Raw genomic sequence first — 26,926 nt, 5'->3', positions numbered from 1 at the left:
GGGTTAATGTCGTTAGATCCAAGGCCTATTTACAAAATAAATCCGTTTTTTTTAACTCACGCGGATAAAATTTGCGGCAATCCTGATAGAATCGCCCTCCGAGTAAAGACGAGGCAAGACTTCCCTATGCGAGACAGACACGGGCTGCTTACTCAGCCAATTGGTCGTGTACTGCTAAATATGAGCCTTCCAAACCTGATTGGTATTCTAACCATTCTCGGGTTCAGCCTCGTTGACACTTTTTTTATCAGCCAGTTAGGCACTGAAGCCTTAGCTGCGATTAGCTTTACCTTTCCGGTGACCCTGATTATCTCTAGCATTGCCATCGGCATTGGCGCTGGAGTATCGACCAATCTTGGGCGTTTAATTGGCGGCGGTCATGCCGATAAAGCCAAAGTGTTTTTACACGACGCCTTAATGCTGACCTTCTTGCTTATTGCGGCAATAGCCCTGCTCGGCAGCTTGTGCATCGACCCGTTATTTAGCCTACTTGGGGCCAACGATTCAAGCTTACCGCTGATCCATGAGTACATGTTTATCTGGTACTTAGGTGCACCGTTATTGGTGTTATTAATGGTGGGTAACCAAGGTCTACGCGCGACTGGCGATACTAAATCACCGGCTAAAATCATGATGCTGGCCGCATTGATTAACCTTATTCTCGACCCACTGCTTATCTTTGGTATCGGGCCATTCCCGCGCTTAGAAATTGAAGGCGCTGCTATTGCGACCGTTATCTCTTGGGTGGTAGCACTCTCTTTATCGACTCATCTTTTGATATTTAAGCGTCATCTGGTTGAGTTTGTTGAGCCTAATATTGAGCGCTTAAAGTGTAATTGGAAGCAACTGGCGCATATTGCTCAGCCTGCCGCAGTAATGAATCTACTTAACCCGTTGGCTAACGCGATTATTATGGCGATGCTGGCGCGAATTGATCACAGCGCAGTGGCGGCCTTTGGTGCGGGCACTCGACTGGAGTCGGTGATGTTGATTGCGGTCATGGCATTGTCATCGAGCTTAGTGCCGTTTGTGGCGCAAAATTTAGGTGCGGGTCAAAAAGCTCGTGCTCGCGGCGCACTCATGCTGTCACTTAAGTTTGTACTGGTGTTTCAAACCTTATTGTATTTGCCACTGCTGTTTTTAGCCCAGCCTCTGGCTGAGCTATTTAGTAGCGATCCACAAGTGATTGAGTGGCTGACCTTTTACATTCTAGTGCTGCCTGCAGCCTACGGCCCGCTGGGGATTGTGATCTTAGTAGCGACGTCACTCAATGCCTATCACAGACCAATGAGCTCACTCATCTTGAATGTGTGCCGCTTGTTTTTAATCATGCTGCCACTGGCTGCGTTAGGTTCATATCTTGGTGGAGTTAAGGGCTTACTGCTTGCGCTGCCAATCACTAACGCCATTATGGGTATTGCTTGTTATATTTTGGCGACACGGATCTCTGAACCTGATAAAACCGCCATTGTTGTCAGCCAAACATAATCCCCTTGCCAAACATTTCTCCAAGGAGCGGCACTATGCACGCAATTGACCAGATCTTTAATGATGAAGATTTTAGCGATCAAGACTTGCAAGATGCCCGCTTTGAAAACTGCAGTTTTTACCATTGCCGCTTTAACCACAGTGATTTAACCGATGCCCAGTTTATTCGCTGCAAATTTATTGTGCCTGGCGAAGATGAAGGCTGTGACTTCAGCTACACCACACTCACCAGCGCTAGTTTTAAGCACTGTAACTTGAGCATGGCGCTATTTAAAGGCGCACGCTGTTATGGCCTTGAACTGCGAGATAGCAACTTGCAAGGCAGCGACTTTAGCCGCGCTAGCTTTGCTAATTACATTACCGCTAAAAGCTACTTTTGCTCAGCTTATATCACGGCTTGTAACTTAGCTTATGCCGATTTAGGTGGTCTGTTGCTTGAAGAATGCGAGCTGTTCGACAACCGTTGGCGCGGCGCCAACTTAACCGCTAGCTCTCTCAAAGGCAGCGATTTAAGTGGTGGTGAGTTTTCAGCAGAGCAATGGGGCACCTTTGAGTTACAAGGAGCCAATATCACTCGAATTGAGCTTGATGGGCTCGATCCGAGAGTGGTCAGTCTTGAAGGAGTAATGATTAACCAGTGGCAGCAAGAGCAACTGCTGGCGCCGCTCGGGCTAATCGTCACGCCAGATTAATCTGTATTAACAAGCTGCCTAAACAAGTTAAAACGACTTTAGAGCAAATTAGATCATCGACTTGATTGCACCTCTGAGTCTGATCTCGCGGTCACAGCGGCCGCTGCCATTTTGCATACACTCTTCCATAGCTAACATCATAAAATCGATAAAACGTTGACTCGCCAAGCTAATAAAGCGTCTCGATGGATACACCAAAAAGCACTTGCCCTCATAAGGTTCGACATCTTCAAACAGCATCACTAACTCGCCACTTTCAATGTGCTCTTTAGCAAAAGGCAGTGGCATCATAGAGATCCCCCGCCCCATTAAGGTGGCTTCTAAGCAGGTCGCTAAACTGTTGACACACAAGTTACCTTTTACCGACAGAGTACGGTCTTTACCAAAAGGCACATCGTTAAAAATACGCCCATTAGGGTAACGGAATAAAATTGAATTATGCTGGGGTAGCTCTTCTGGGCTTCGTGGATGACCAGCTTTAGCTAAGTAGTCAGGGCTTGCAAAAAAGTGCACGGTTTCGCTAATGATATGCCGCGCGACCATCTCATTTTCGTTAAAGGCATCTTCGAGCATAAACGCTAAGTCAATGTTATTGCGAATCATATCTTGCGGCTCAGTGCTAACAATAATTTCTACCGTTAGCTCTGGATGCAGATCCATAAACTCAAAAATGGCATGGGTAATATGCATCAGCTCAGGGATCGGGAAGATCAAAATACGCAGATGACCAGACACCTCAGCATCTTGGCCATTAAGCTCAGATAAGGTTTGCTCAAGCGTGGCTAGCATGCCTGTGGTTTTATCGTAGAAATGGCTGCCCGACGCCGTCAGTGTCATCGCCCTACTCTGGCGATGAAACAGTTTTACATTCAGCTCCTCTTCAAGCGCATGTAAGCGGCGGCTTAAGGTTGATTTAGGCAGGTTTAATATATCTGCGGCCTCAACTAAGCTACCGGTTTCAACGATCCGGTGGAATAAGGCAATATCTTCGGTTTTCATAACAAGGTTCTACTCTGCTTACGAGGTTAATCACGGCTAAAAGCTCTGCACCAATCGCCATATTGGTATCGAGTTGCAAACTAAATGCTAACTACACATCGTTTTTCACTATTACTTTGTTCACAGTCGCCACGTCAAATCAAGCTTTAACGGTTTCATTTTTCGGAACCCATGATTCCATATAATTCCATTTTACTCAACGATAAGCCCTGTTATCTTTACCAACCTCTAAATTACATTTTGTCACAATCAATGGAATTCGCGTTATGAATAAGTTAACGACTTCTCTTTCTCTCCTCATTTTGGCTGCCGTTATTTCTGGCTGCAGTGCAGAATCGACTGAAGTCGTGCCTAGCAGCATTCGACCAGTAAAACTTTTTGAGGTTACCGATGTTAATGCAGGCTCAATGCGTGCTTTTCCGGCTAAAGTGGCCGCCACTAAGCAAGCAGAACTGTCGTTTAGACTGTCTGGCCACTTAGTCGATTTTGACTTGGTTGAAGGTCAACAGGTTGAAAAAGGCGATGTTCTTGCGCGTCTCGATAGCCGTGATGCCCGTAACACCTTGCTTAACCGTGAAGCTGACTATGAACTGGCTAAAGCGGACTTTAAGCGTAAGGGCGAACTACTGCGCCGTGAGCTTATCTCTCAAGCAGACTATGACTTGGCCTCGGCGCAGTTAAAGTCATCTAAAGCCAATCTTGCTAGCGCGCAAGATCAGCTAAGTTACACCGAGCTTACCGCTCCTTACAATGGCACTGTTGCTAAGATTGCGATTGATAACTACCAGATGATCCAAGCTAATCAGTCAGTATTGGTATTGCAAAAGGACAGCAATATTGATGTTGTTATTCAAGTACCTGAATCGCTAACCAGCAGCGTGACGCAATTTAACCCTAATGCCGTGACTCAACCTGTGGTGCGCTTTGCTAATAATCCGAGCCTTACTTTTAACGCGTCATTGAAAGAGCACGCGACCCAAGTCACCCCAGGTACTCAGAGTTATGAGGTGGTATTTACTCTGCCTCGCCCTAGCAACATGACGGTACTGCCGGGCATGAGCGCTGAACTCACTGTTGATATTGCTAACCATAGCGCTAAAAGCGTCAATGCTGTTTTACCAGCTGCGGCTATCAGCAAACGCGATCTGGACGGTCAACATGTCGTTTGGGCCTACAACTCAGAGCTTGGCAAAGTGAACCAACATATTGTGACTTTAGGTAAAGTCACCACTGATGGCATTGAGATTGTTGATGGTATTAGCGTAGGCGACCAAATCGTGGTGGCGGGCGTACAGTATCTGTCTGAAGATCTACAAGTTAAGCCACTACGCTGGCAACGTGGCGTGTAAACGCCCCCCTCTAATATAGATACTTTCACTTATCGACAATTTTTAGTTCTCGACAATTTTAGTTATCTAAGCTTTCTCAGTTATCAAAGCTGGGACGATTTCGAGCACGCTTTACAAGAGATTAGCACATGAATTTTGCTGAATATTCCATAACCCATAAAGTCATAAGCTGGATGTTTGCTTTACTGCTACTGGTTGGCGGTAGTATTTCATTCCTAAGCTTAGGCCAGTTGGAGTTTCCTGAGTTTACTATCAAGCAAGCCTTAGTGGTTACCGCCTACCCCGGCGCGTCACCTGAGCAGGTTGAAGAAGAAGTGACCCTGCCGCTCGAAGATGCCTTGCAGCAACTTGATGGTATTAAACATATCATTTCAGTAAACAGTGCAGGCCTGTCGCAGATTGAAATTGAAGTTAAAGAAAACTATGACGCCAGTGAATTACCCCAAATGTGGGACGAAGTACGCCGCAAAATAAATGATAAAGCGGTAGAGCTACCACCAGGGGTGATGACGCCATCGGTAATCGATGACTTTGGTGATGTGTACGGCATTTTATTAAATGTCTCCGGTGAAGGTTATACCGATCGTGAATTACAAAACTATGCCGACTTTTTACGCCGTGAATTGGTGCTGGTTGACGGTATTAAGAAAGTCACTATTGCCGGTATTGTTAACGAACAAGTGGTGGTTGAGATCTCACAGCAAAAGCTTAACGGGTTAGGCTTAGATCAGAACTACATCTATTCATTGGTTAACAGCCAAAACGTAGTATCTAACGCCGGCAGTATTTTGGTGGGTGATAACCGTATTCGTATCCACCCTACGGGCGAGTTTAATAATGTCAGCCAGATGGAACGCCTGGTGATTAGCACACCGGGCAGCGCCAAATTAATTTACTTAGGTGACATTGCTAAGATCTATAAAGATACCGAAGAGACCCCAGATAGTATTTACCATGCAGATGGCAACAAGGCCTTGTCTATCGGGATCTCGTTTTCAAGTGGCGTCAACGTAGTTAAAGTCGGCGAAGCCGTGAATGAGCGCATGCTTGAGCTTAACAGTGAACTGCCTATCGGCATGTCACTCGATACGGTTTACGATCAAAGTAAGATGGTGGACCAGACGGTCAATGGCTTTCTGGTTAACTTGGCCGAGTCAATTGCGATCGTTATTGGCGTACTACTTATCTTTATGGGTGTTCGTTCTGGCCTACTAATGGGCTTAGTACTGCTGCTGACGATTTTGGGCACCTTTGTGGTGATGAACATACTCAACATTGAGTTGCAGATCATCTCTTTGGGCGCACTGATCATCGCACTCGGTATGTTGGTTGATAACGCCATTGTGGTTACCGAAGGCATTTTGATTGGCATTAAGCGCGGGCAAAGCCGCTTAGAAACTGCCAAACAAGTGATCTCGCAAACCCAGTGGCCGCTGCTAGGCGCAACCATTATTGCGATTATCGCCTTTGCGCCTATTGGACTGTCAGACAATGCCACTGGTGAGTTCTGTATTTCCTTGTTCCAAGTGTTGTTGATCTCACTGTTTATCAGCTGGATCACCGCCATGACACTTACGCCTTTCTTCTGCAACTTAATGTTTAAAGATGGGGTGATCTCTGAAGATGAAAATGACGATCCGTACAAGGGTTGGTTATTCCAGCTTTACCGTCAAACGCTAAACCTCGCAATGCGCTTTAGGGCGGTGACTTTACTGCTGGTGATTGCCGCATTGATCTCATCGGTAGTGGGTTTTGGCCATGTGAAGAACGTGTTCTTCCCTGCTTCTAACACACCAATGTTCTTTGTCGATGTGTGGATGCCTGAAGGCTCAGATATTAAAGCCACCGAACGTTTGATTAGCCGTATCGAAACCGATCTGCTTGAGCAGCAAAAGATCCAAGATACCGGTTTGGTTAACTTAACCACAGTGATCGGCCAAGGTGCCCAGCGTTTTGTGTTGTCTTATGTGCCAGAAAAAGGCTACAAGGCCTATGGTCAGATCTTATTGGAAATGACCGATCTTGAGACGCTAAATAAATATATGCGCGTACTGGAACGCGAGCTAAGCCTTAAGTATCCAGAAGCCCAGTACCGTTTTAAGTATATGGAAAATGGCCCTAGCCCTGCGGCAAAAATCGAAGCGCGTTTTTATGGTGAAGATCCACAAGTACTGCGCCAACTCGCGGCCCAGGCCGAAACCATATTAAAAGACGAACCAACTGCGGTAGGCGTGCGTCATAACTGGCGTAACCAAGTGACTTTAGTGCGCCCACAATTGGCACTGGCACAGGCAAGAGAAACCGGGATCAGCAAGCAAGATCTCGACAATGCCCTGCTGACGAACTTTAGTGGCCAGCAAGTGGGTACCTATCGCGAGAACAGTCATCTACTGCCGATTATTGCTCGTGCACCAGCGCAAGAGCGACTCGATGCTGAAAGTATTTGGAAACTGCAAATCTGGAGCAGTGAGAACAATACCTTTGTACCGGTAACCCAAGTGGTCTCAGACTTTACCACTGAGTGGGAAGATCCTTTGATCATGCGCCGCGATCGTAAACGAGTGATCTCAGTACTCGCCGATCCCGTTAACGGCACAGGTGAAACCGCTGACTCGGTATTTAGAAAGATCAAAACCGATATTGAAGCGATCTCACTACCTGCTGGTTACGAGCTTGAATGGGGCGGCGAGTATGAAACCTCAATGGAGGCACAGGAATCGGTATTTAGTTCTATTCCACTGGGTTATCTAGCAATGTTTTTAATCACTGTGCTGCTGTTTAACTCCGTCAGGCAGCCATTGGTGATTTGGTTCACCGTGCCTTTATCGTTAATTGGTGTGGTATCGGGCTTACTGTTATTTGATGCCCCCTTTAGCTTTATGGCGCTGTTAGGCTTACTCAGCTTGACCGGTATGATCATCAAGAATGGCATTGTATTAGTGGATCAGATCAACCTTGAGTTATCTCAAGGAAAAGAAGCTTATCAAGCCGTGGTTGACTCGGCGGTGAGTCGCGTTAGACCGGTATTGATGGCGGCGATCACCACTATGCTAGGTATGATCCCGTTATTGTCAGACGCTTTCTTTGGCTCAATGGCTATCACCATCATTTTTGGTCTGGGCTTTGCGTCAGTACTTACATTAATTGTTTTGCCGGTGACCTACACCTTAGCGTTCAGAATTGCTTATCCACATAAGCAGAGCGCTTAAGCGGATCGCAACCTACTGTCGATAAGGTATTTGCATAATGAATTGTCATTAAGGAGGTCTTCAGCCAAGTAATCGTCAACCCCGAAAATTTGCTTCCCGGCGCCCCTGATTAAGTTCGCTTAATCAGGGTTTTTCATTTCTAGGTTCTACTTTCAGTAGCGAACTTTTGTTTACAGCTTGATATTAGATAAACAAAAATTAAAGAGTATTTGCCCTGTATGGCTGCTAATCTAGCCTAATCAATTTGTAGATTGGGGGCGTAAATGAAGTTTAACTACCGCAACAAACTGACCACTAGCGCACTTCTTTTAAGTACAGTGCTTTTAAGCGCGGGACTACTAAGCGCGATGTTTACCCTGCCTGCTCAAGCTAATACAGCTGAGCAATCTGAAGAATATACTATTGGCGTGATGGTGAAAGCGCTTGATAACGCCATAAAGAAACCCTCTAAAAATTCGCTAGAATTGATTAGCCATTATGGCACGGATTCGCGCTACTACGTGATGATCCGTGGCTGGTTAGTACAAGAGCTCCAAGGCGTAAACAGCCAACTAAATACCTACCGAAGTGATGATGAGATAAAAGCTCGCCTTCAAGCTAAGAGTGACTTTCTCACACAAGCGATCCGCCGTATCGATCTCGAATGATCACAGCCTTTATTAAAAGCCACAATCCATGAAAACATCAATGAAAGCTTTACTGTTATCAGCCCTTGCTTGTCCGGGCGCTGGTCATTTTTATCTAAAAAAACCACTTATGGGGACTGTATTTTTAATCAGCTCATTGGGCGGACTCTCTTATCTGCTGTGGCATGCTTATGAGCGTGCGCAGCTTATTTCACAGCAAATATTGAATGGTCAGATCCCGTTAGAGCTCAATGCGATCTACAGCGCAGTGACCCAAGCGCCTGTTGGCAACGAGGCGCTTTATGTCAATCTTGCCACTGCAGGGTTTGTGTTATCTTGGGCAATTGCAGCTATCGATGCCTACCGTCTAGGCAAGCGAGTCGATGAGCGAATTAAATAACCAGCCATAAAAAAGGGCTACTCGTCAGTAGCCCTTTTTATTAAACTCGCTCGAACTTTACATACCGCTATTACGCAACGCCTCTGTCTTAGAGAAATCATGTTGGCTAGCTGGCTTATTATAGACGCTCATTTGCGCCTGTGGATTTTTTACAAAATCATAGTCGCTAGTTGCTGCTAATGTTTTTGAAAAATCATGGCGTGTCGACACGCGCTGAATTTGATTTGGCTGGTCAGCAGCCGAGACATTTTTAGAAAAATCATAATCTGCATGTGCTGCAGCAGTCTTCGAAAAATCAGGTCGTTCTGCCATTGCTGAAGTAGAGATACAGCCAATCGCTAGTGTTAAGGCTACGCTGGTTAACTTATTCATATACAACTCCAATCTTATTTGCCTACATTCGCTTAACAAACAGCATAAGTTATTTGTTCGTTTTAGAGAATAAAAAAGAGGCAAATATTGCATTTTGATACAATTTAAAACACAAAAAACTAAGTGCAATTTGTAATTTACGTGCTAGAGAGATGCTGTAAGCAACTGAGTTAAGGTGCTTTTATTGTTAATTGAAAGTTGTTTTATAACATAAGAAATAATGTCTGTTTGTAGCAACAAAATAACAAATGAATCCAAATTATCACTGCAACTGCCACGTTTGTTGCAAGTGACAAGTGGTAAAAATCACCTCATAAGGTCACAAATTATGTGAATATTATTAACTATTGTCGAAGTACTTCTCGTCATGTAGGGAGATTTTGTGCAATAAAAAAGGCATGAATACATCATGCCTTTTAGTGAGCAGCTCATTAGCTAAAGGTTAAATCGGTGAACCTGGTGGCAATGCCAAAGGCTTAGCGATTAACTTAGCGTCTGCGTCCTTTAGGCCTTTTTCGACCCCCTGCTGCAACCAAGCAAAGTGCGCAGCTTCATATGCACTGACGCGCTTCACTTTGCGTTTTAGCTGTTTAACCAAATAATGTAGACGCTCCGCTAACTGCGCTTTAACTTCAGGACGTGTTTGCTCGTTATGGAAACTCGCTAATATGCTATCAAGGGTTACCGCATTAACTCGCATCCACACGCCCAACTCATGTCCAGTAGGAATATCGCTAAATACGGTATGGGCAAACACCTTATCGGTCAGCTTTGCCACAGATAACTGCTCTTTATCACTTAGGTATGCTTGATTGACACGATTGATCCGCGCTGGTGCATAGATTTGTGACAAGGTGAGACGACTTAACCCTTCTGCCATTGCTAAAGGATCTGTTACGACGCCAAGTGCCGAATCAAAGCTTTCACGTGTTTTGTAATAATTCCCCGCTTTGGGCACTAAGATCTCTTGTAGCTTTTCTGGCACAACTAACTGCTCTGCCGATAGTGTAGTGAGTAACGTTTCAAGCGCTTGTTGTTGAATCGCTGGCGCTACATAGTGCCAAGTTTTACCGTCAACACCATCACTGTAGCTATAAGTAGTGCCACCTATCATTTTGGCCGCAGCTGCTATTTGAAAACGTGTGAGCAGGTAAATTGGCACAAAAGCGTCTTGTAGCTCACCTTGAGGTTGCTCTGCCAATAAAGCGTCTGCAGAAAAGTCATTGATTGCCTTAGCTCTAACTTCAGCTAAGCGAGTCAGCTCTGCAACGGGATCATTGCCATTATCCCAAAGGCTAGCATAGGCATTACTCGCTGCTGCCGAACGAGAATCAGCCTCACCGATATAGCGCAGCCCTTGCTTTGCTACATCATCACGCAATTGAGCTAAACCTGCAGCCTCAGCCTGTGGATCAGCGTATTCACCGTAACCATAAGCCACAGTGTATTTGTCCCAAGCACCAATGCCTTCATCGTAGGGCTTACTGATATCAATTTTATCGCCATTAATACTTACCATTGGGTGTGGGTAATCCATCACTGAAGCATTGTTATTGCTCGATGCGGCAAAATTATGATCTAGGCCTAAGGTGTGGCCAATCTCATGGGCAGATAACTGACGAATACGTGCTAACGCTAACTGCATAGAAGCTTCATCGGCAGCAGCGCGATCTTGCCAACCTGCGGTTAAGCCACGGGCGATCAAATGATCTTGGCGCACTCGCTGACTACCGAGCGTCACATGGCCTTTAATAATCTCACCGGTACGTGGATCGGTAACCGCTGCACCATATGACCAACCACGAGTGGCGCGATGTACCCATTGGATCACGTTGTAGCGTACATCCTGAGGATCGGCATCTTCTGGTAATAACTCAACTTTAAAACCGTTAATAAAACCCGCATCAGTAAAGGCATCTTCCCACCAGCTAGCACCTTCTAGGAGTGCACTGCGGATAGGCTCTGGTACACCCGGATCGAGATAGTAAGTAATAGGTTTAACCACTTGGCTAGATGCGCTACCCGGAGTAACTTTTTCTAAACGGTGGCGCAATAAAAAACGCTGACGAATATCTTCATCAACGCGAGTACCATAATCTAGATATTCATCCGACAGGTAGCCGCTTAATGGGTGATAAGCACGAGCTTGATAGCCCTCTTCTGGTAAGGCAATAAATGAATAGCGTAAACGAACCGACAAGTGTTTAGCATCTGGCGTGACCTGAGCCACATAGTTACCGGCTTTAGCTGCGTCAAAGGTCAATAACACATCGATATCGCTATTGCGCTCAAACGATTTTACTCCTTCAGGCAAAATCAGTGACTTGCTCTTATCGAGGTGATAACTCCCTTGCTTACTTCGCTCTAGAGCATCGCTGATCCCGTGAAAATCATTCACCACTAGATCGTTGATCGCTACAAGGTTGCGCTTACCTGTGACCAACTTGCCACGCCATAATACTGATTCAGCAAACGCCTCTTTAACTGCACGCTGCTCTGCTGCATTTTCAGTATTAGCGCGATAGTCGGTATTGAGCTGTTTTAAAATAAGGTAAGGACCGTGACGTTCAAATTGCACCATTCGAGTACGGCCAAGTTGGCCACGGTCTAAGCCAATATCATTGGATCCCACGCCATGAGGCAGGCTGGTGAGCATTAAAAAAGGTTGGTTAAGCTTATTGGCTTCAAGATATAACTCACCAGAAGCTTGTTCATAAAACAGATTAATGAAACCTGTTGCTGCCTGACTTTTCTTTATAATCGTTGCTGTGTTTGTGGTGGCAGCCACGGCGCTGGTCATGGGCACAACCGCAAGTGCTATTGCCAGCGCGAGCTTGTAGGGTCTCATTCAATCTCCTTGATCTTGTTGGTCGCAATCGTATTTAGCTCGATTGTCTTTATTATTAATCAGTCATTGGATCAGCTTAATAAATAGGCTTGCACTTTAGCAAGCCTATCTTGGTCTATTTGAACAACTATCGCGATCAAATGTTTACTTAAGACTTTCTACCGCATTTAGTGATCCAGTGACTTAAGGTGTCAAACAGCTCAGTCAGTACAATCGGCTTAGTGATATGCGCGTTCATGCCTGCAGCTAAACTCTTTTCTCTATCGCCTGACATAGCATGAGCCGTCATCGCAATAACTGGAAGTTGTTCAGTTGAATAGCGCTTACGTAGCTCTTTAGCAGCCGTAAGACCATCCATTACTGGCATTTGAATATCCATTAATACGGCGTCATAAGTTGCTTTATCAATCATATCAAGAGCAATTTGACCATTTTCAGCCACGTCGACGGTGTAACCCGCGCTCTTAAGAAGCTCGGTCGCCACTTGCTGGTTAATAAAGTTATCTTCTACAAGCAAGATATAACCCGCATCTTTATCTTCGACTTCTTCCATCACCTCTGGCAGAGGGTTCAAACTTGGCTCGTCGGCAAAGGCTGAAATAATCTCATCAAACAAAGATGAAGCCTTAAACGGCTTTTGCAGCAAAGCATAGACATTAGCTTCAGCAACATCTTTTTGCATCGGCTCAGCGGCATATGCCGTCATCATCATAATAACGGGTCTTTTTGCTAAACGACCGTCTGCAACCATTTCATCGATCTTATTAATGACTTCAATACCATCCATTTCAGGCATCATCCAGTCCAACAAGATCAGATCGACCGGATTATTCTCAAGCTTATAAAGGCCTTCAGGGCCACTTGCCGCTGTATCAACATGGAAATGGAAGTCTCGCATCACACTCGAATAGATCTGTAATGCCGTAGGATTGTCGTCAATAACCAGCGTTCTCAGGTTACCTAAGGTTTCAGGTACGATTAATGGCAATACCTCAGCTTCTTCGGCAATCTCAAAGCTAATGGTGAAGCTAAAGGTACTTCCCTCACCAACTTCACTTTCAACCTGCATTTTGCCGCCCATCATTGACACTAAGTGCTTACTGATAGACAAACCTAAGCCGGTGCCGCCATATTTACGGGTAGTAGAACCATCAGCTTGAGCAAAGGCATCAAACAAAGTCGCCTGCTGCTCTTTAGTGATACCGATACCGGTGTCGCGGATCCAGAACTTAAGCGTGATGCGATGATCGCGCTCACCAACATCTTCACAACCGAGCTCGATTTCACCCGACTGAGTAAATTTAACGGCATTTGATAGTAAGTTAATCAGTACTTGACCTAAACGCAGCGGATCGCCTTCTAAGATCAAACCAGCAGTAACCGGTGCATACAACAGTAACTCAACGCCTTTTTCTTGTGCTTTAAGTGCGTTTAGATCTAGCGCATGTTCTAGTACTTTATCCAGTGGGAATCCCACGCGTTCAAGCTCCAGTTTACCGGCTTCAATTTTAGAAAAATCAAGAATATCGTTGATAATTCGTAGTAATGAATGCGCCGAGAATCCAGCTTTTTCAAGGTAATCTTTTTGCTGTGCTGTGAGTGAGGTGCGCTGCGCCAGCTGTAACATGCCGATAATGGCATTCATTGGTGTACGGATTTCATGACTCATATTGGCCAAGAACTCACTCTTGTACAGGTTAGCCATTTCCGCATCTTGCTTGGCTTCCAGCATAGCCACTTCGTTACGCTTATGACGAGTAATATCTTTATGGGTACCCACCATACGCTTTGGCTGATTGCTCGGAGTAAACTCCACCATACGCCCACGAGATAGCAACCAATGATACTCACCGCTCTTACCTAACATTCTAAACTCGATGTCGTAAGCACCAATAGGATCGCTTAGGTATTGCTCGCGGTACTCTTGTACTCGAATCAGATCGTCTGGGTGAATAAGCTCGTCTATAGTCGAAACGAGTGCCGGGAATTCGTTAACCTTATACCCCAACATTGAGTAATACGCAGGGTTACAGATAATCTGCTCTGAATCTAAATACCAATCCCAAAGACCATCTTCTACCGCATCCATGGCTAAGTGATAACGTTCTTCAGACAGACGTAGCTGCTCAGCTGATTCATATTCTCGGGTTACGTCACGCCATACGGCAATCAAACCGAGTAGTTCACCACGGCGGTTATAAAATGGGATTTTAAGTGCATCGAGCAATACTGGTTTACCGGCAATATCGACTTTTTCTTGATAACGCAGTGGTGTTCTATCCGTTAAAACGCGTTCATCTTCAGCGCGAATACGTATCGCCTGCTCATCTGGCGTTAAGGCATCTGAGAACTGGCCGATCATTTCGCTCTCACTGAAACCTAACATGCGCTCTGCCGACTTATTACAACCTAAATAACGGCCTTCTTTGTCTTTAAACACAATCGCTTCAGGGATTGAGTCGAGTAGCGATCGCAATAGTGCATACTCTTGCTCGCGACGCTCTGTGGTGTCTTTTAGCCTTTCAGTACGTTGTGCCACCAGCTTATCGAGCCGGCGGTTTTGCTCAGCCAAATGCCGTGTGTACTGTTTGTTTTCTTCAAAAATTCGGCTCACTAGCTGGAACCATGGAGCCCAGCCTACGGTGATCTTTTCTGGAGGCTTGATTGGCTCAGCCGAACACTCTTCTAAATGAGTCAATAAACGCGATGCTGGATTAACGAACGAGCGACGTGTTTGCCAGTGAACAATTGTCACCAAAATCGATAGCGCCAACACCACTAATAGGAATGTAAGCTCAAGTTTTTCCCACGAATCTTTAAATAGGTCGTCAACATCTTGTAGATACAATAGACGCCACGGTGCATTGTGCAGAGCCACCGAGTGAATGTAGTAACCATTACGAATAATGCCTTCATGGGCATCAAACAACTCTGATTCAGGAATTGAGTGCAGCTCAGACGGGATCTTCTGGCTGATGTGATAAACCCGGTTTACATCAGAAGTGTCGATATCGCTGTGGGTCAAAATATTGTTATTTTGATCCAGCAAAATAACCGTACCCGGCATTTTAAAATACAAGCGGATTTGCTTACGCAGCGATGCAAGTGTCATATCTAAATTGATCGAGCCAATAAACTCATCTTCTAAATAGATAGGCACACCTAAGGTAGTCAGCAAACCTTTACCTGTGGCTTCTACGTATGCAGGGCTCCAGGCAATACTGCGCTGCGGATTATTTGATGGTGTTACTAGTTGAAACTGCTTCTTATTAAGCAGTTCATCACGAAATCGTTGCTCATCAGACGGCCACGGATAATACGACATGATGCGGCGTTTAGAGATGTAGTAGATAGACGAGGCTTTAGGCGCCGCTTCATTGGCGACAGGAAAAGATAGAGACAGCTCAAATAGCATCTCTAGTTCTTGATAAAACTTGTCGCTACGGCCATTAAGTGAGCCCGCACCCGTGATACGTCCCATATTGGTAAATGGCTCGCCACTTTTCGCATAGCTCGGCTCTAAGGTAAAAAACTGGCCGCTTTCGTTAAACTTTTCATACTGGGGTAAACGTTCTTTACGGACTAATTCACCTAAACGCAGATGATCAACCGCCACGTTACGCAGACTTTTAACCGCGCGAATACTCGACTCAAGTAGTAAATCGACCTGCAGCACATGACGTTCAACTAACTCTTCAGTTTGCTGGATCAGCTGCGCTTTTTGTCGGTCAAATGACATCCATGCGGTAAGCGACGCCATGATGATTACGCCAATGTAGGTGTAAAAAACGGCTCGATTATAGTTTTTTTGAATCGTTGACTTTAACTGAAGCGTCGGTTCAATCCGTTTCATTTACAACCCTTGGTAATACTCTTTTGAGATTATTCAAATGCGCAACGCCTTAAAGCAGGCCTTTGGAGTTAATAATATCAGTAAGATAGCTTTCAATAATAGCTTAAAAATGTAACTTAAAAGTTAAAAAAGGCCTCATACTAAGTGAGGCCTAAATATTTTGTTAATTTAAACAGAATGGCTTAAAGGTTTTCTTCTGCAAACTCAGCTAAACGTGAACGTACAACTCCATTTAAATAGACATTTGCACTGCCATCAAAATCTTTAAAACGTTCGACAATATAGGTCAATCCAGAGGTCACTGCGGTGAGGTAGTTGGAGTCAATTTGCGCCAAGTTACCACTACAAATCAACTTAGTGCCCTCACCCATACGCGTGATCATGGTTTTGATCTGTGACGCGGTTAAGTTTTGGCACTCATCGAGCAATACAACTGAGTTTTGAATCGAACGACCACGCATAAAGTTAATCGACTTAAACTGAATGTTAGCCTTATCCATAATGTAGTTCATGCTACCACTAGGATTGACGTCATTCTTATGCAGCACTTCAAGGGTATCGGTAATCGCTGCTAACCAAGGTGCCATCTTCTCCTCTTCGGTACCCGGCAAGAAACCAATCGACTCGGCAATCTCAGGGGTATTACGGGTAACGATGACTTTTTCATACTTACCTTGCTCAACCACCAATTCAAGCGCCGCGGCCATCGCGAGCAAAGTTTTACCACAACCTGCGGGGCCAGTTAAAATAACCAGATCAATGTCTGGATCCAACAGCGCTTGCATTGCCATACCCTGATAAATATTCTTTGGCCTAATCCCCCAAGCCTCAAGATTGAGCAATCGTTCTTGGCCTAAATCTAGAAACTTAAGCTCTGTCGGCGTTTTTTCAATAATACGACCACAGAACTCACTACCTTCATCCAACAGGTATTGATTGGTGTAGAACATATCATCGCCAAGCTTTTCGAGTGGCACACTATGCACTGTATGACGACCATCACTTTCAGTCGTTACGTCATCGGTATGTGCCCAAAAGTCACCTTCGATACGATGAAAACCTTTGGTCAGAAAGCGAATATCATCGATTAACTGATCGGTTCGATAGTCTTCAACTTGCTCGATACCCGCACCTTTAGCTTTTAGGCGCATATTAATATCTTTAGTAACAAGTACGACTCTACGAGGTTGGTGCAATTGCTGCAGGTGTAACGCGGTGTTAATAATGCGGTTATCGTTATTGTCACCAGGCATGCTGCCGATGGTGAATTCGATTTGATGGTCGGGGAAAATAGAGAGTGAACCCGATACCTCGCCTTGACCTTCTCGACTCGGTAGTGGCACGCCTTGGACAATTTGCTCAGGGGTAGTTTGGCCACCCAATATATCTTCTAATGCTCTAATCGCGACTCGAGCATCACGGCTGACGTCTCGTTTTCTATCTTTAATCAGGTCCAGTTCTTCAAGAACTGTCATTGGTACGACTACGTCATGTTCCTTAAAGGAATAAATCGCTAAAGGTTCATGCAGTAATACGTTGGTATCCAGTACAAACAACTTTCTGTCGTTTTGTTCCATGGCGCCTCCAATTGTGCATTAGTAGTCAATTACAAGATATGCCCAGCTCCTTTTATTGGTTATAAATTTGTTAACGTTAACTTTATACTGCCACCAATAACCGTACGCTTCAATGTTCTATGTAATTTTTTAAACCTGTTTTTGTATCTTCAACAGACAACCATTGATATAGCGGCGATATGACAAAGGCATGACACAAAAAAATACTTCAGAGCAACTGATTATTTAGTACACTATTATTTCAGATTAAGGCGAATATTAGCGGGTTCAATTTTCAATATGCTCGCGATTGGTATAACATACGCGCCCCTTGTGATTCACCCAGTATATGAGAGTTTTAAATGCCGTTTTCCTTAGGTCAACGTTGGATCAGTGACACTGAATCAGAATTAGGTTTAGGTACCGTTGTTGGAGTTGAAGGTCGCATGGTGACCGTACTTTTCCCAGCCACTGGCGAAAATAGATTGTTTTCTCGCACCGAAGCCCCGCTTACACGTGTTATCTACAATCCAGGCGACAGTATCGAGAGCCACGAAGAGTGGAGTCTTACAGTCACTGAAGTTGAAGAAAAAGATTCACTGATTATTTACCACGGCACTCATAACGAAACCGGTGAGCAAGTTAGCCTGCGCGAAACTTTGCTTAATCACAACATTCGTTTCAATAAACCACAAGACCGTTTATTTGCCGGTCAAATCGATCGTCTAGATAGATTTAATGTGCGTTACCAATGTCAGCAGCTTCGCAATAAGCTAGCCACATCAGACTTGTTAGGACTGCAAGGGCCACGAGTAGGACTGATCCCGCATCAGCAGTGGATTGCTCACGAAGTAGGTCAGCGTTTTGCACCGCGCGTATTGCTAGCCGATGAAGTGGGTTTAGGTAAAACTATCGAAGCCGGTTTGATTATCCACCAGCAGCTACTAACGGGCCGTGCTGAGCGTATTTTGGTTATCGTGCCAGACACACTTCGCCACCAGTGGTTAGTCGAAATGCTACGCCGCTTTAACCTGCGCTTCTCAGTATTCGATGAAGACCGTTGTGTTGAAGCTTATGCTGATCATGACAACCCATTCTATACTGAGCAGCTAGTGATTTGTTCATTAGATCTACTGCGTAAAAAACGCCGTTTAGATCAAGCCTTAGATGCTGATTGGGATCTAATGGTTGTTGATGAAGCGCACCACTTAGAATGGTCTGAAGAAGCGCCAAGCCGTGCTTACCAAATTGTTGAAGCATTGAGTGAAGAGATCCCTGGCGTACTATTGCTTACTGCAACCCCAGATCAATTAGGTCACCAGAGCCACTTTGCGCGTCTGCGACTACTGGATCCAGATCGTTTCTACGACTATGAAGCTTTCTTAAAAGAAGAAGACAGCTACAAAGACGTTGCAACTGCTGCGGACGCCCTAGCCTCAGGTGAGCAGTTATCTGCTGAAGCAATTGCTAGCTTAACGGGTCTTTTATCTGAAAAAGACATCAGCGCTAACATTGAATTAATTCAAGATGAGTCTGCGGATGCCGACAGCCGCTTCCAAGCCCGCGATGGCTTATTGCAAGACTTGCTTGATCGCCATGGTACTGGCCGCGTGCTATACCGTAATAGTCGTGCATCTGTAAAAGGCTTCCCGCAGCGTATTTTGCACACACATCCGCAAAAAATGCCTGAGCAGTATGTGACTGCTTACCGCGTTAGCTCGATGATGAACAAGCATTTAGATACTAATGCTAAAGTTCGCCAAGTGCTTAGCCCAGAGAAGATCTACCAAGATTTCGATAGCGGCAGTGCTGCATGGTGGAAGTTCGATCCACGTGTTGACTGGCTAATTGATTTCCTAAAGAACAACCGCAGCAAGAAAGTGCTGATTATTGCGAGCCAAGCTGAAACGGCTCTAAGCCTAGAAGAAGCACTACGCACCCGTGAAGGTATTCAAGCGACTGTTTTCCACGAAGGCATGTCGATTATCGAGCGCGATAAAGCTGGCGCTTACTTTGCTCAAGAAACCGGTGGAGCACAGGCGCTGATCTGTAGTGAAATCGGCTCAGAAGGTCGTAACTTCCAGTTTGCTAGTAACCTAGTATTGTTCGATCTACCGTTAAACCCAGATCTTCTAGAGCAACGTATTGGTCGTTTGGATCGTATCGGTCAGAAGAACGATGTTGAGATCCACCTGCCTTACTTGGCTAATACCGCACAAGAAAGATTAACTGAGTGGTATCACCAAGGCTTAAACGCCTTTGAATGTACTTGCCCAAGTGGTCACATTCTATTTAACGAGTTTTCTGGTGAATTACTAGAAACCTTGTTGAATAATGATGAAGAGACCCTAGCGAGCTTACTTGATAATACTAAGACCCGTTATCAAGAGCTTAAACTGGCGATGGAGCAAGGCCGTGACAAACTGCTTGAGATCAATTCTCACGGTGGTGAGCGTGCTAACAAGCTAGTACAAAGCCTGGCGGAAAAAGATGAAGATACTCAGCTAATTGGCTCGGTGATTCGCCTATGGGACATTATTGGTGTTGAGCAAGAAGATAGCGGCGAAAACGCGATTGTCTTGCATCCAAGCGAACACATGATGTTCCCAACATACCCAGGGTTACCAGAAGACGGTATTACCGTAACATTTGACCGTGACATGGCATTGTCTCGTGATGATATCGCGTTGATCACCCAAGAGCATCCATTGGTACAAACGGGTCTAGACTTAATCACCTCATCTGAAACCGGTACGACAAGCGTTGCGGTACTGAAGAATAAGGCATTACCTGCTGGTACTGTGTTCTTAGAGCTTATTTACCTAGCCGATGCATCTGCACCTAAGTCAAGTCAGCTATACCGCTACTTACCACCAACACCTATTCGTGTGTTGCTAGATAAGAACGGTAATAACCTATCTGACAACGTGACTTACGAGAGCTTTAACAAGCAGTTGAGTGCGGTGAACCGTCATATCGCGAGTAAGCTAGTTAATGCCTCGCAAGCAATCTTGCATCCGTTATTCTCTAAAGCTGAAGCCTTTGCCAATGCAGAGCTACATACGCTTACTGAATGCGCACGTGAAAAGATGACTAGCCAGCTGTCAGGCGAGCTTGAGCGCTTAAAAGCACTTAAAGCGGTTAACCCTAACATTCGTGAGGAAGAACTTAGTCACTTAAGCGAGCAGATGGGTGAGCTAAACCGTTATTTAGACAGCAGCAAGCTACAGCTTGATGCAATTAGATTGGTATTAGTTAGCCACGCTTAATTAAGCTGATACAAATCGAAAAGCCCTGACTTGTCAGGGCTTTTTTATACCTGCTAAACGTATATACTGTTGCGCTTACCGTCATCTATGTCGTAGGTATAAAAGGTTGTTTGCCAAGATGAAGTTTTCTATTTTTTTATTCCAGCGCTTTGCTTTAATGACATTAAGTATGAGTGCATTTGCAGGGGCTATCTTCTACTCCACGAGCGCTTTCACTGCAGAGCTGACCACGGATAATTACCACTATTTACCAGCAAACGAAATCAAACAACTACAAGTTAATGGCCAAGAGATCCCTGCTTTACTCAGACCATGGCTAGGCAAAGCCAAACATGGGTTAGCGATCATCGTTCCTGACTTCTCTCAGCGCGCCGATGCGCCAGGCGCAGCAAACTATCTACGCCATCAACTCAACCATTCCGGTTGGGCAACGCTAGCATTAACTCCTGCGAGTTTAAGTCAGCCCGCTTATTTTGCGACTAAAGCTGATGAAATAACTAAAGCCGGTGAGCAAGAGCACACTCTGTTGGCTGACCAAGAAACACCAGATTATAGTGATGAAGAACTGGCTAAAATCCAGCAAAAGCAGCACGATTTTATGCTCAACTCCATGATGCAACTAGACAGTTTGGGCAAAGACTATAGTGGTAAACGAATGATTATCGCCTTTGGGGAGAGCGCTAATTTAGTTGCCGGATTACTTAAGGAAAACCGCCTTCCCTCGCCTAACGTATTTGTGGTCATCAATCCTTACAGTGATATCGACACAATCAATAAACAACTGGCTAAGAAACTAACCAGCTTAACCATGCCAGTGCTGGATCTACAATCAAGTGATGGCAGCAGTGAGTCACTTGCAACTCAACCTCAAAGGTTGAACTTAGCGCCTAAAAATGCTCCTAACCGCTATAGCCAGCAGATTTTAGCACTAGACCTATCACAGCCGATGTCTTGGGATAACACGCTTTATCTAATTAAAGGCTTTGCCGCTAGGATCAATAAAGCCTATCCGAATGGATAGGCTTCATATTACGAGCATGCAGCTAAGTCAGTTCAGCAACTACAGACTAATCTTTACTAAGCTTCAACGCACCAGCAATGAGCACAACAGTAATCCCCATATAAAGCAGCTCTAACATCGAAGTAGGCTTCATTTCAGTGAAGAAAGAAAACACCTTGATGATCAGCATCATTAGAATCACTTTACCAAGCTTACTCTTTAGCGAGTCAATACTACTAATAATCAAAATCTTACCGCCAGCATCGCTCTTACTCGCGCCTTTCAGATTATTAATAAACAGTTCATATAAACCAAATGCAAAAATAAGTAATACAGCACCTAATAAAAAGGTATCTAAGATCTCAACCACTACCATAACCAGATCATTACGTACAGCATGGCTGCCGCTGAATATATAGCCCATGATCAACTCAATCATATGCACGACATCTCTGAGCCCCATAGCAAAGACAACAAAAGCGGCAACGATGCAAGACAACACACCAAACATTACCGATAAACGGCTGCTCCAGAGAAAACGTTCAAAAAGTTCACGCATGAGTATCAGGGGTCCCATTAATTAAGTTTTAGTTGATATAGTAATAATCGCTAGCAAGATCAGAGTGCTGCTACCGATTTTTTAGAATGGAGCGGAGTGTAAAAGAAGCGCTGCCCAACCACATATAAATAACAAGCCTTTGTGACGCAGCTCACACTTTAACCGTTTCGCTTAAATTACCAACCAGATTGTCTTTTTTTATAAGATTTTTCAGCATTTTTAGCTTGGCGTATAGCCGCGATAACACGATTTTTTCCAAGTAATAAACGCACTTGATACCAAGACTCACGCCTGAGTAACTGCCTAATAGATGCGGACCAGTTTTTGTTAATGCTCGCTTTAATTGCTGCATTAGCATCTGGGGATGTTTGCGATAACTTAGTCGCGAGAGCCGTTGCTGCTGCCATCGGATCTTGCTCGATAGCCGTGATTAAATTAAGTCTTAAAGCTTGATCTGCAGATAAAATATCTGCAGACATAGTTAGCATAAGCGCCTGATCCTTTGGCATTAACTCCCTTAATCCGGCTAAACCTGCCATATCAGGTACCAGCCCCCATTTGGCTTCCATAATCGACATTTTGCAATCTGGGGAGGCGATTCTAAAGTCGGCTCCCAAAACAATCTGCATGCCACCGCCATAACAAATCCCTTCCATTACAGCGATAACTGGAACAGGTAATCGTCGCCAACCAATAGACACACGCTGTGCAAGATTTGCGTTGCCCGGCAGCCACTTAAATAATAGATTGACTGCGTCTAATGGCGAACTCATCACACTTTTTACGTCTAAACCTGAGCTAAAATTACCGCCTGCACCGAAAAGCACCACTGCAGTCAAAGATTTATCTTTGGCCAAGTTTTTTATGCAAAGGTCGATCTTCTTAAAAAGTTTATAATTCAGTGCATTATACTTTTTAGGTCGATTTAGACTTACATAAGCAATACCATTTTTTTGGGTTACAGCAACTAAATCATCAGTCATTTTCGCATCCTTTCTTGCCAAGTGGTCTGTCCAGATTGCAAGTTAACACATTTGGAATATTTGGTTAATACCTATAACATGTGCGGGATTAATGACGATCGTCATTTTACTGTCACAAAATATGCCTTTCTATTAGTTAGATGATAATTAATAATCGGGCCGTAGCGCGTCACCTTCTCATAAGGATGACGTCATGGAAGCTACCTAGAACGATCTCTTTTCGAAGGCATTAGCCAAGGATTCTCGACTGCAATTCATCTTAATGTATTGCAGCGGCGAGCTGCTGGTTAAAAATGGTGATAAGGACTTCAATGACCATGTAATTAAGCGCTAATTATATGGTCCTGAAAATAAAGAAATTGATGGATAATAGGAAAGAACAACAATAATGCCGCTCCCGATATTAATTTGTGATGATTCGGCGCTAGCCAGAAAACAGATGGCGCGCACGCTCCCTAAAGATTGGGATGTTGAGATCACATACGCTACCAATGGCCTCGAAGGAATAGAAGCAATTCGCGAAGGTAAAGGCGAAGTGGTGTTTCTGGACCTAAATATGCCAGTTATGGACGGTTACCAAGTTCTTGAAGCCATTCAAAGAGAAGATCTTCCCGCTCTGGTTATTGTGGTGTCTGGCGATATTCAAATTAAAGCTCATGAGCGAGTAAAAGGCCTAGGTGCACTCGACTTTATTCAAAAGCCTGTCAGTGCCGACGCCATTAGTCACATTTTACAAGAATACGGCATCTTAGAATTAGCGCTTGGTGGCTTAGAGCAACAAGCACCTATGATTGAAGTCGACCTACGTGATGCTTGCCAAGAAGTGGCTAACGTTGCCATGGGTCGCGCTGCAGACCTGCTAGCTAAACTCTTAAACGTTTTTGTTAAACTTCCTATTCCTAACGTCAATGTGCTCGAAGTCAGCGAGCTAACGATGACCCTTAAAGCCACCGAGGATTACGGTACCGTATCGGCACTTTGCCAAGGCTTTATTGGTGCAGGCGTTGCTGGTGAAGCGCTACTCTTGTTCCATGACTCATCATTTCAGGATATGGCTAAGCTGATGAAGCTTGAAAACCCTGAAGATGAAGAAACTGAACTAGAAGTGATGATCGATACAGCCAATGTGCTTATTGGCGCCTTTCTCAATGGGATCTCTGAACAACTTCATATGAAGTTTAGCCAGAGCCATCCAGTGATTTTAGGTAGGCACTGCAGTGTCAATCACCTGATCAGCGAGAACTCTGATAAATGGAGTCGTACACTGGCGATGGAGATCAACTACAGCATTGAGGATCACGATATTCAGTGCGATCTTTTGCTGCTATTTACAGAAGATTCTTTGCCTACACTCAACAACAAACTCGGCTACTTGCTAGATTAAAATGGATATTAGGATGGCAACAGATCAGAAAGCAGCAGACAACAGTGCGATGAACGAACTCCACTGGCTAATCGATATGGTACAGACCATAGAAGTAGGTTTAGTGGTACTCGATCGTGACTTTAACATTCAGCTGTGGAATGGTTTTATGGAAAACCACAGTGGTGTAAGCCCAAATTCAATTAAGGGTAAAAATCTGTTTGAACAGTTTGATTATCTACCTGCTAAATGGCTAAAACAAAAAATGGAGTCGGTCTACCTACTGGAAAACCGTGCTTTTATTAGCTGGGAACAACGACCTTTTATTTTCCAGTTTAAAAACTACCGTCCAATAACCGGTAGAGCGGACTTCATGTACCAAAATGTCACCTTATTGCCGTTATCATCGCTAACGGGTGAGATCACTCATATCAGCATGATTGTGTATGATGTAACTGATGTAGCTATCAATAAGCTCCAACTAAAATCAGCAAACGAACGCTTAGAATACCTGAGCCAAGTCGATGGATTAAGTCAGCTCTATAATCGCCGCCACTGGGAACACTGCTTACAAAAAGAGTTTGACCGCTATGCCCGCTATGGCAGTGAAACCAGCTTAGTTATGCTCGATATCGATCACTTTAAAGCAATAAACGACACCTATGGTCATCAGGCTGGTGACAGGGTCATTCAAAATGTATCACACATTATTAAAAAGTCACTGCGTGAAACCGATTGTGCTGGACGTTATGGCGGTGAAGAGTTTGGAGTGATACTCGCGAATACGCCTGCAGCTAATGCCTTGTTCTTTGCTGAGCGCTTACGTAAGAAGATTGAACAATCTGAGATTATGTATGAAGAGCAGTTGATTAAAGTGACTATCAGTTTGGGGATCTGCGATATAAAACCTGATATGACAGATAGTGATATTTGGTTAGCTCAAGCCGACCAGGCGCTATACCAAGCTAAAGAATCTGGCCGTAACTGCAGTGTGACTCAACAGTAGCCAACAGTATAATCCATATAAAAATGCCCATCTATTGATGGGCATTTTTATGAATATCAGACACTAGCAATTAGTATTAGTGTAGCGGCTCTTCGTCATCATATTCATCGTCATCTCTGACTTCTTCGCCATTTTCGTCGATGAAATATGTGCCCCAACCGTCGTAATCAATCTTTTGCTTAGCAGCAAGTGTGATCATTTTTTCACACGCTTCATCTAGCAAAGCTGTATCTAGCTGATGGCTTGCAACAGCATCAAAACAGTAGATCACTGAGCCATCTTCTAGCTCCATCTCTTCTGCATCATTGACTTCATAGCCAAGCTTAAATGCATCTACAGCCGCCTTTTCTAAACGATCAAAGTTGGTCGATGAAAAGTGATGCTCAATCGTATACTCGGCATCTGGTAATGAACCATCCGCAAGAATCGCTTCAACGATTTCACTGTTTTCTTGTTTCTGTTCGTTTAACTGACGTTCAATAGACATCGATGACTCCTCAAAAATTTCGCGACCGATTATACCGCTTTAGTCATTAATGCAGAAGCTTCTTGGTTCAACTGAGATAATTTTTCCGACATCATGCTATGAATTCGCTTAGAAAGCTCTTTCACCTGCGTTTTATCGATACCCGTTGTGTCAATTGGCTCCATCATTTCAATAATCACTACTCCGTTGTTCCAACGGTTTAGCTTAATATGACCTTGATTTGAAGCAAGCACTGGCACCATAGGAACTCCAGCTGCTATCGCAGTATAGAAGGCACCCGCTTTAAACGGTAATAAACCTTTACCGCGTGAACGCGTTCCCTCTGGGAAAATCCACACTGACAGGCATTTATCTTTAATCTTGCGCGCCGTAGCGGCCATGGTATCAAAAGCTTTGCTACGATTTTTACGATCAATCAGGATGTTACCCGACAACCAATAAATCTGCCCAAATAAAGGCATCCACGCTAGGCTCTTTTTACCTAAACTAACGGTTCCTTTTGGCACTGCAGCAGTATGAGTAAACATATCAAAGTTGTTTTGGTGATTAGCCAAAAACACACAAGGTTTACCCGTTTGCTTTTCCGAGTTACGCACAATAACTTTTATGCCTAACACTGGCGCCGCCCAAGAAAATACTTTGGCGAACATATGTACGTTATCGCGATGACGAGGACGTAAAATACAAGCTAAGCCACCAATAAAAAAGGCTAATATCAGCATAACTGACAGGATCAAACATCTAAGGATTAACAGCACAATAATCTCCCGCGATTTAATTGGCGCCAGTATAGCCACCAAGTAAGTGCGACTCAATATAAATACGACTTATGTCAATGAACATTAGTTTACACGTGTAGCCTGAATA

19 protein-coding genes are annotated in these 26,926 nt (G+C 44.4%); 10 read left to right on the top strand and 9 right to left on the bottom strand.

Going from position 1 to position 26,926, the window contains the following annotated elements; all coding sequences use genetic code 11:
- Nucleotides 1–126 precede the first annotated feature (126 nt).
- Both L2747_RS11010 and L2747_RS11005 read left to right on the top strand, forming a co-directional pair.
- On the top strand, nucleotides 127–1,488 hold the full coding sequence (locus L2747_RS11010) for an MATE family efflux transporter (protein ID WP_248999080.1): 1,362 nt from the start codon (nucleotides 127–129) through the stop codon (nucleotides 1,486–1,488).
- 35 nt (nucleotides 1,489–1,523) lie between these two features.
- The gene (locus L2747_RS11005) at nucleotides 1,524–2,180 is read left to right on the top strand and encodes a Qnr family pentapeptide repeat protein (protein ID WP_248999079.1); all 657 of its coding nucleotides are present in this window, start codon (nucleotides 1,524–1,526) and stop codon (nucleotides 2,178–2,180) included.
- A 48-nt stretch (nucleotides 2,181–2,228) separates the two neighbouring features.
- On the opposite strand, the gene L2747_RS11000 is transcribed toward L2747_RS11005, so the two are convergent.
- Complete coding sequence (locus L2747_RS11000; protein ID WP_248999078.1) at nucleotides 2,229–3,179, bottom strand: LysR family transcriptional regulator; 951 nt, start codon at nucleotides 3,177–3,179, stop codon at nucleotides 2,229–2,231.
- Nucleotides 3,180–3,445: 266 nt separating this feature from the next.
- On the opposite strand from L2747_RS11000, the gene L2747_RS10995 reads away from it, so the two are divergent.
- The 4 genes from L2747_RS10995 (at nucleotide 3,446) to L2747_RS10980 (ending at nucleotide 8,763) form a co-directional block, all read left to right on the top strand.
- Nucleotides 3,446–4,528, top strand: a complete 1,083-nt coding sequence (locus L2747_RS10995) for an efflux RND transporter periplasmic adaptor subunit (RefSeq protein ID WP_248999077.1) — start codon at nucleotides 3,446–3,448, stop codon at nucleotides 4,526–4,528.
- 128 nt (nucleotides 4,529–4,656) lie between these two features.
- Entirely contained in the window at nucleotides 4,657–7,737 is a 3,081-nt protein-coding gene (locus tag L2747_RS10990; RefSeq protein ID WP_248999076.1) for an efflux RND transporter permease subunit, read from the top strand.
- Between the two features lie 263 nt (nucleotides 7,738–8,000).
- A complete protein-coding gene (locus L2747_RS10985) occupies nucleotides 8,001–8,384 on the top strand; it encodes a hypothetical protein (RefSeq protein ID WP_248999075.1) in 384 nt (127 codons plus the stop codon).
- 28 nt (nucleotides 8,385–8,412) lie between these two features.
- On the top strand, nucleotides 8,413–8,763 hold the full coding sequence (locus L2747_RS10980; protein WP_248999074.1) for a hypothetical protein: 351 nt from the start codon (nucleotides 8,413–8,415) through the stop codon (nucleotides 8,761–8,763).
- Between the two features lie 57 nt (nucleotides 8,764–8,820).
- On the opposite strand, the gene L2747_RS10975 is transcribed toward L2747_RS10980, so the two are convergent.
- The 4 genes from L2747_RS10975 to L2747_RS10960 form a co-directional block, all read right to left on the bottom strand.
- Complete coding sequence (locus L2747_RS10975; protein ID WP_248999073.1) at nucleotides 8,821–9,135, bottom strand: hypothetical protein; 315 nt, start codon at nucleotides 9,133–9,135, stop codon at nucleotides 8,821–8,823.
- Between the two features lie 442 nt (nucleotides 9,136–9,577).
- Nucleotides 9,578–11,983, bottom strand: a complete 2,406-nt coding sequence (locus L2747_RS10970) for a zinc-dependent metalloprotease (RefSeq protein ID WP_248999072.1) — start codon at nucleotides 11,981–11,983, stop codon at nucleotides 9,578–9,580.
- 148 nt (nucleotides 11,984–12,131) lie between these two features.
- Nucleotides 12,132–15,836, bottom strand: coding sequence for a response regulator (locus tag L2747_RS10965; protein WP_248999071.1), 3,705 nt, complete (start codon nucleotides 15,834–15,836; stop codon nucleotides 12,132–12,134).
- 182 nt (nucleotides 15,837–16,018) lie between these two features.
- Entirely contained in the window at nucleotides 16,019–17,413 is a 1,395-nt protein-coding gene (locus L2747_RS10960) for a PhoH family protein (protein WP_248999070.1), read from the bottom strand.
- A 341-nt stretch (nucleotides 17,414–17,754) separates the two neighbouring features.
- Between L2747_RS10960 and rapA the strand changes: the two genes are divergently transcribed.
- Together rapA and L2747_RS10950 are read left to right on the top strand one after the other, a co-directional pair.
- Nucleotides 17,755–20,661, top strand: coding sequence for an RNA polymerase-associated protein RapA (gene rapA / locus L2747_RS10955; RefSeq protein WP_248999069.1), 2,907 nt, complete (start codon nucleotides 17,755–17,757; stop codon nucleotides 20,659–20,661).
- A gap of 118 nt (nucleotides 20,662–20,779) precedes the next feature.
- Nucleotides 20,780–21,682 (top strand): DUF3530 family protein, encoded by a 903-nt coding sequence (locus L2747_RS10950; RefSeq protein ID WP_248999068.1) that lies wholly within the window; start codon nucleotides 20,780–20,782, stop codon nucleotides 21,680–21,682.
- A 46-nt stretch (nucleotides 21,683–21,728) separates the two neighbouring features.
- Here L2747_RS10950 and L2747_RS10945 read toward each other — a convergent pair whose 3' ends face one another.
- Both L2747_RS10945 and L2747_RS10940 read right to left on the bottom strand, forming a co-directional pair.
- Nucleotides 21,729–22,220 (bottom strand): YqhA family protein, encoded by a 492-nt coding sequence (locus L2747_RS10945; RefSeq protein ID WP_248999067.1) that lies wholly within the window; start codon nucleotides 22,218–22,220, stop codon nucleotides 21,729–21,731.
- 176 nt (nucleotides 22,221–22,396) lie between these two features.
- Nucleotides 22,397–23,203 (bottom strand): crotonase/enoyl-CoA hydratase family protein, encoded by an 807-nt coding sequence (locus L2747_RS10940; protein ID WP_248999066.1) that lies wholly within the window; start codon nucleotides 23,201–23,203, stop codon nucleotides 22,397–22,399.
- Between the two features lie 388 nt (nucleotides 23,204–23,591).
- Here L2747_RS10940 and L2747_RS10935 point away from each other — a divergent pair, with 388 nt between their 5' ends.
- Nucleotides 23,592–24,587, top strand: coding sequence for a response regulator (locus L2747_RS10935; RefSeq protein ID WP_248999065.1), 996 nt, complete (start codon nucleotides 23,592–23,594; stop codon nucleotides 24,585–24,587).
- 13 nt (nucleotides 24,588–24,600) lie between these two features.
- Complete coding sequence (locus L2747_RS10930; protein WP_246616068.1) at nucleotides 24,601–25,572, top strand: sensor domain-containing diguanylate cyclase; 972 nt, start codon at nucleotides 24,601–24,603, stop codon at nucleotides 25,570–25,572.
- 76 nt (nucleotides 25,573–25,648) lie between these two features.
- On the opposite strand, the gene rraB is transcribed toward L2747_RS10930, so the two are convergent.
- Together rraB and L2747_RS10920 are read right to left on the bottom strand one after the other, a co-directional pair.
- Nucleotides 25,649–26,059, bottom strand: a complete 411-nt coding sequence (gene rraB, locus L2747_RS10925) for a ribonuclease E inhibitor RraB (protein WP_248999064.1) — start codon at nucleotides 26,057–26,059, stop codon at nucleotides 25,649–25,651.
- 29 nt (nucleotides 26,060–26,088) lie between these two features.
- The gene (locus tag L2747_RS10920; RefSeq protein WP_248999063.1) at nucleotides 26,089–26,817 is read right to left on the bottom strand and encodes a 1-acylglycerol-3-phosphate O-acyltransferase; all 729 of its coding nucleotides are present in this window, start codon (nucleotides 26,815–26,817) and stop codon (nucleotides 26,089–26,091) included.
- Nucleotides 26,818–26,926: the final 109 nt, after the last annotated feature.

Origin of the sequence: Shewanella marinintestina (genome assembly GCF_023283845.1) — a bacterium.
Lineage (GTDB): Bacteria > Pseudomonadota > Gammaproteobacteria > Enterobacterales > Shewanellaceae > Shewanella > Shewanella marinintestina.
The sequence above is the reverse complement of the archived record's forward strand: the minus strand, read 5'-3'. Positions and strand labels throughout refer to the sequence as shown.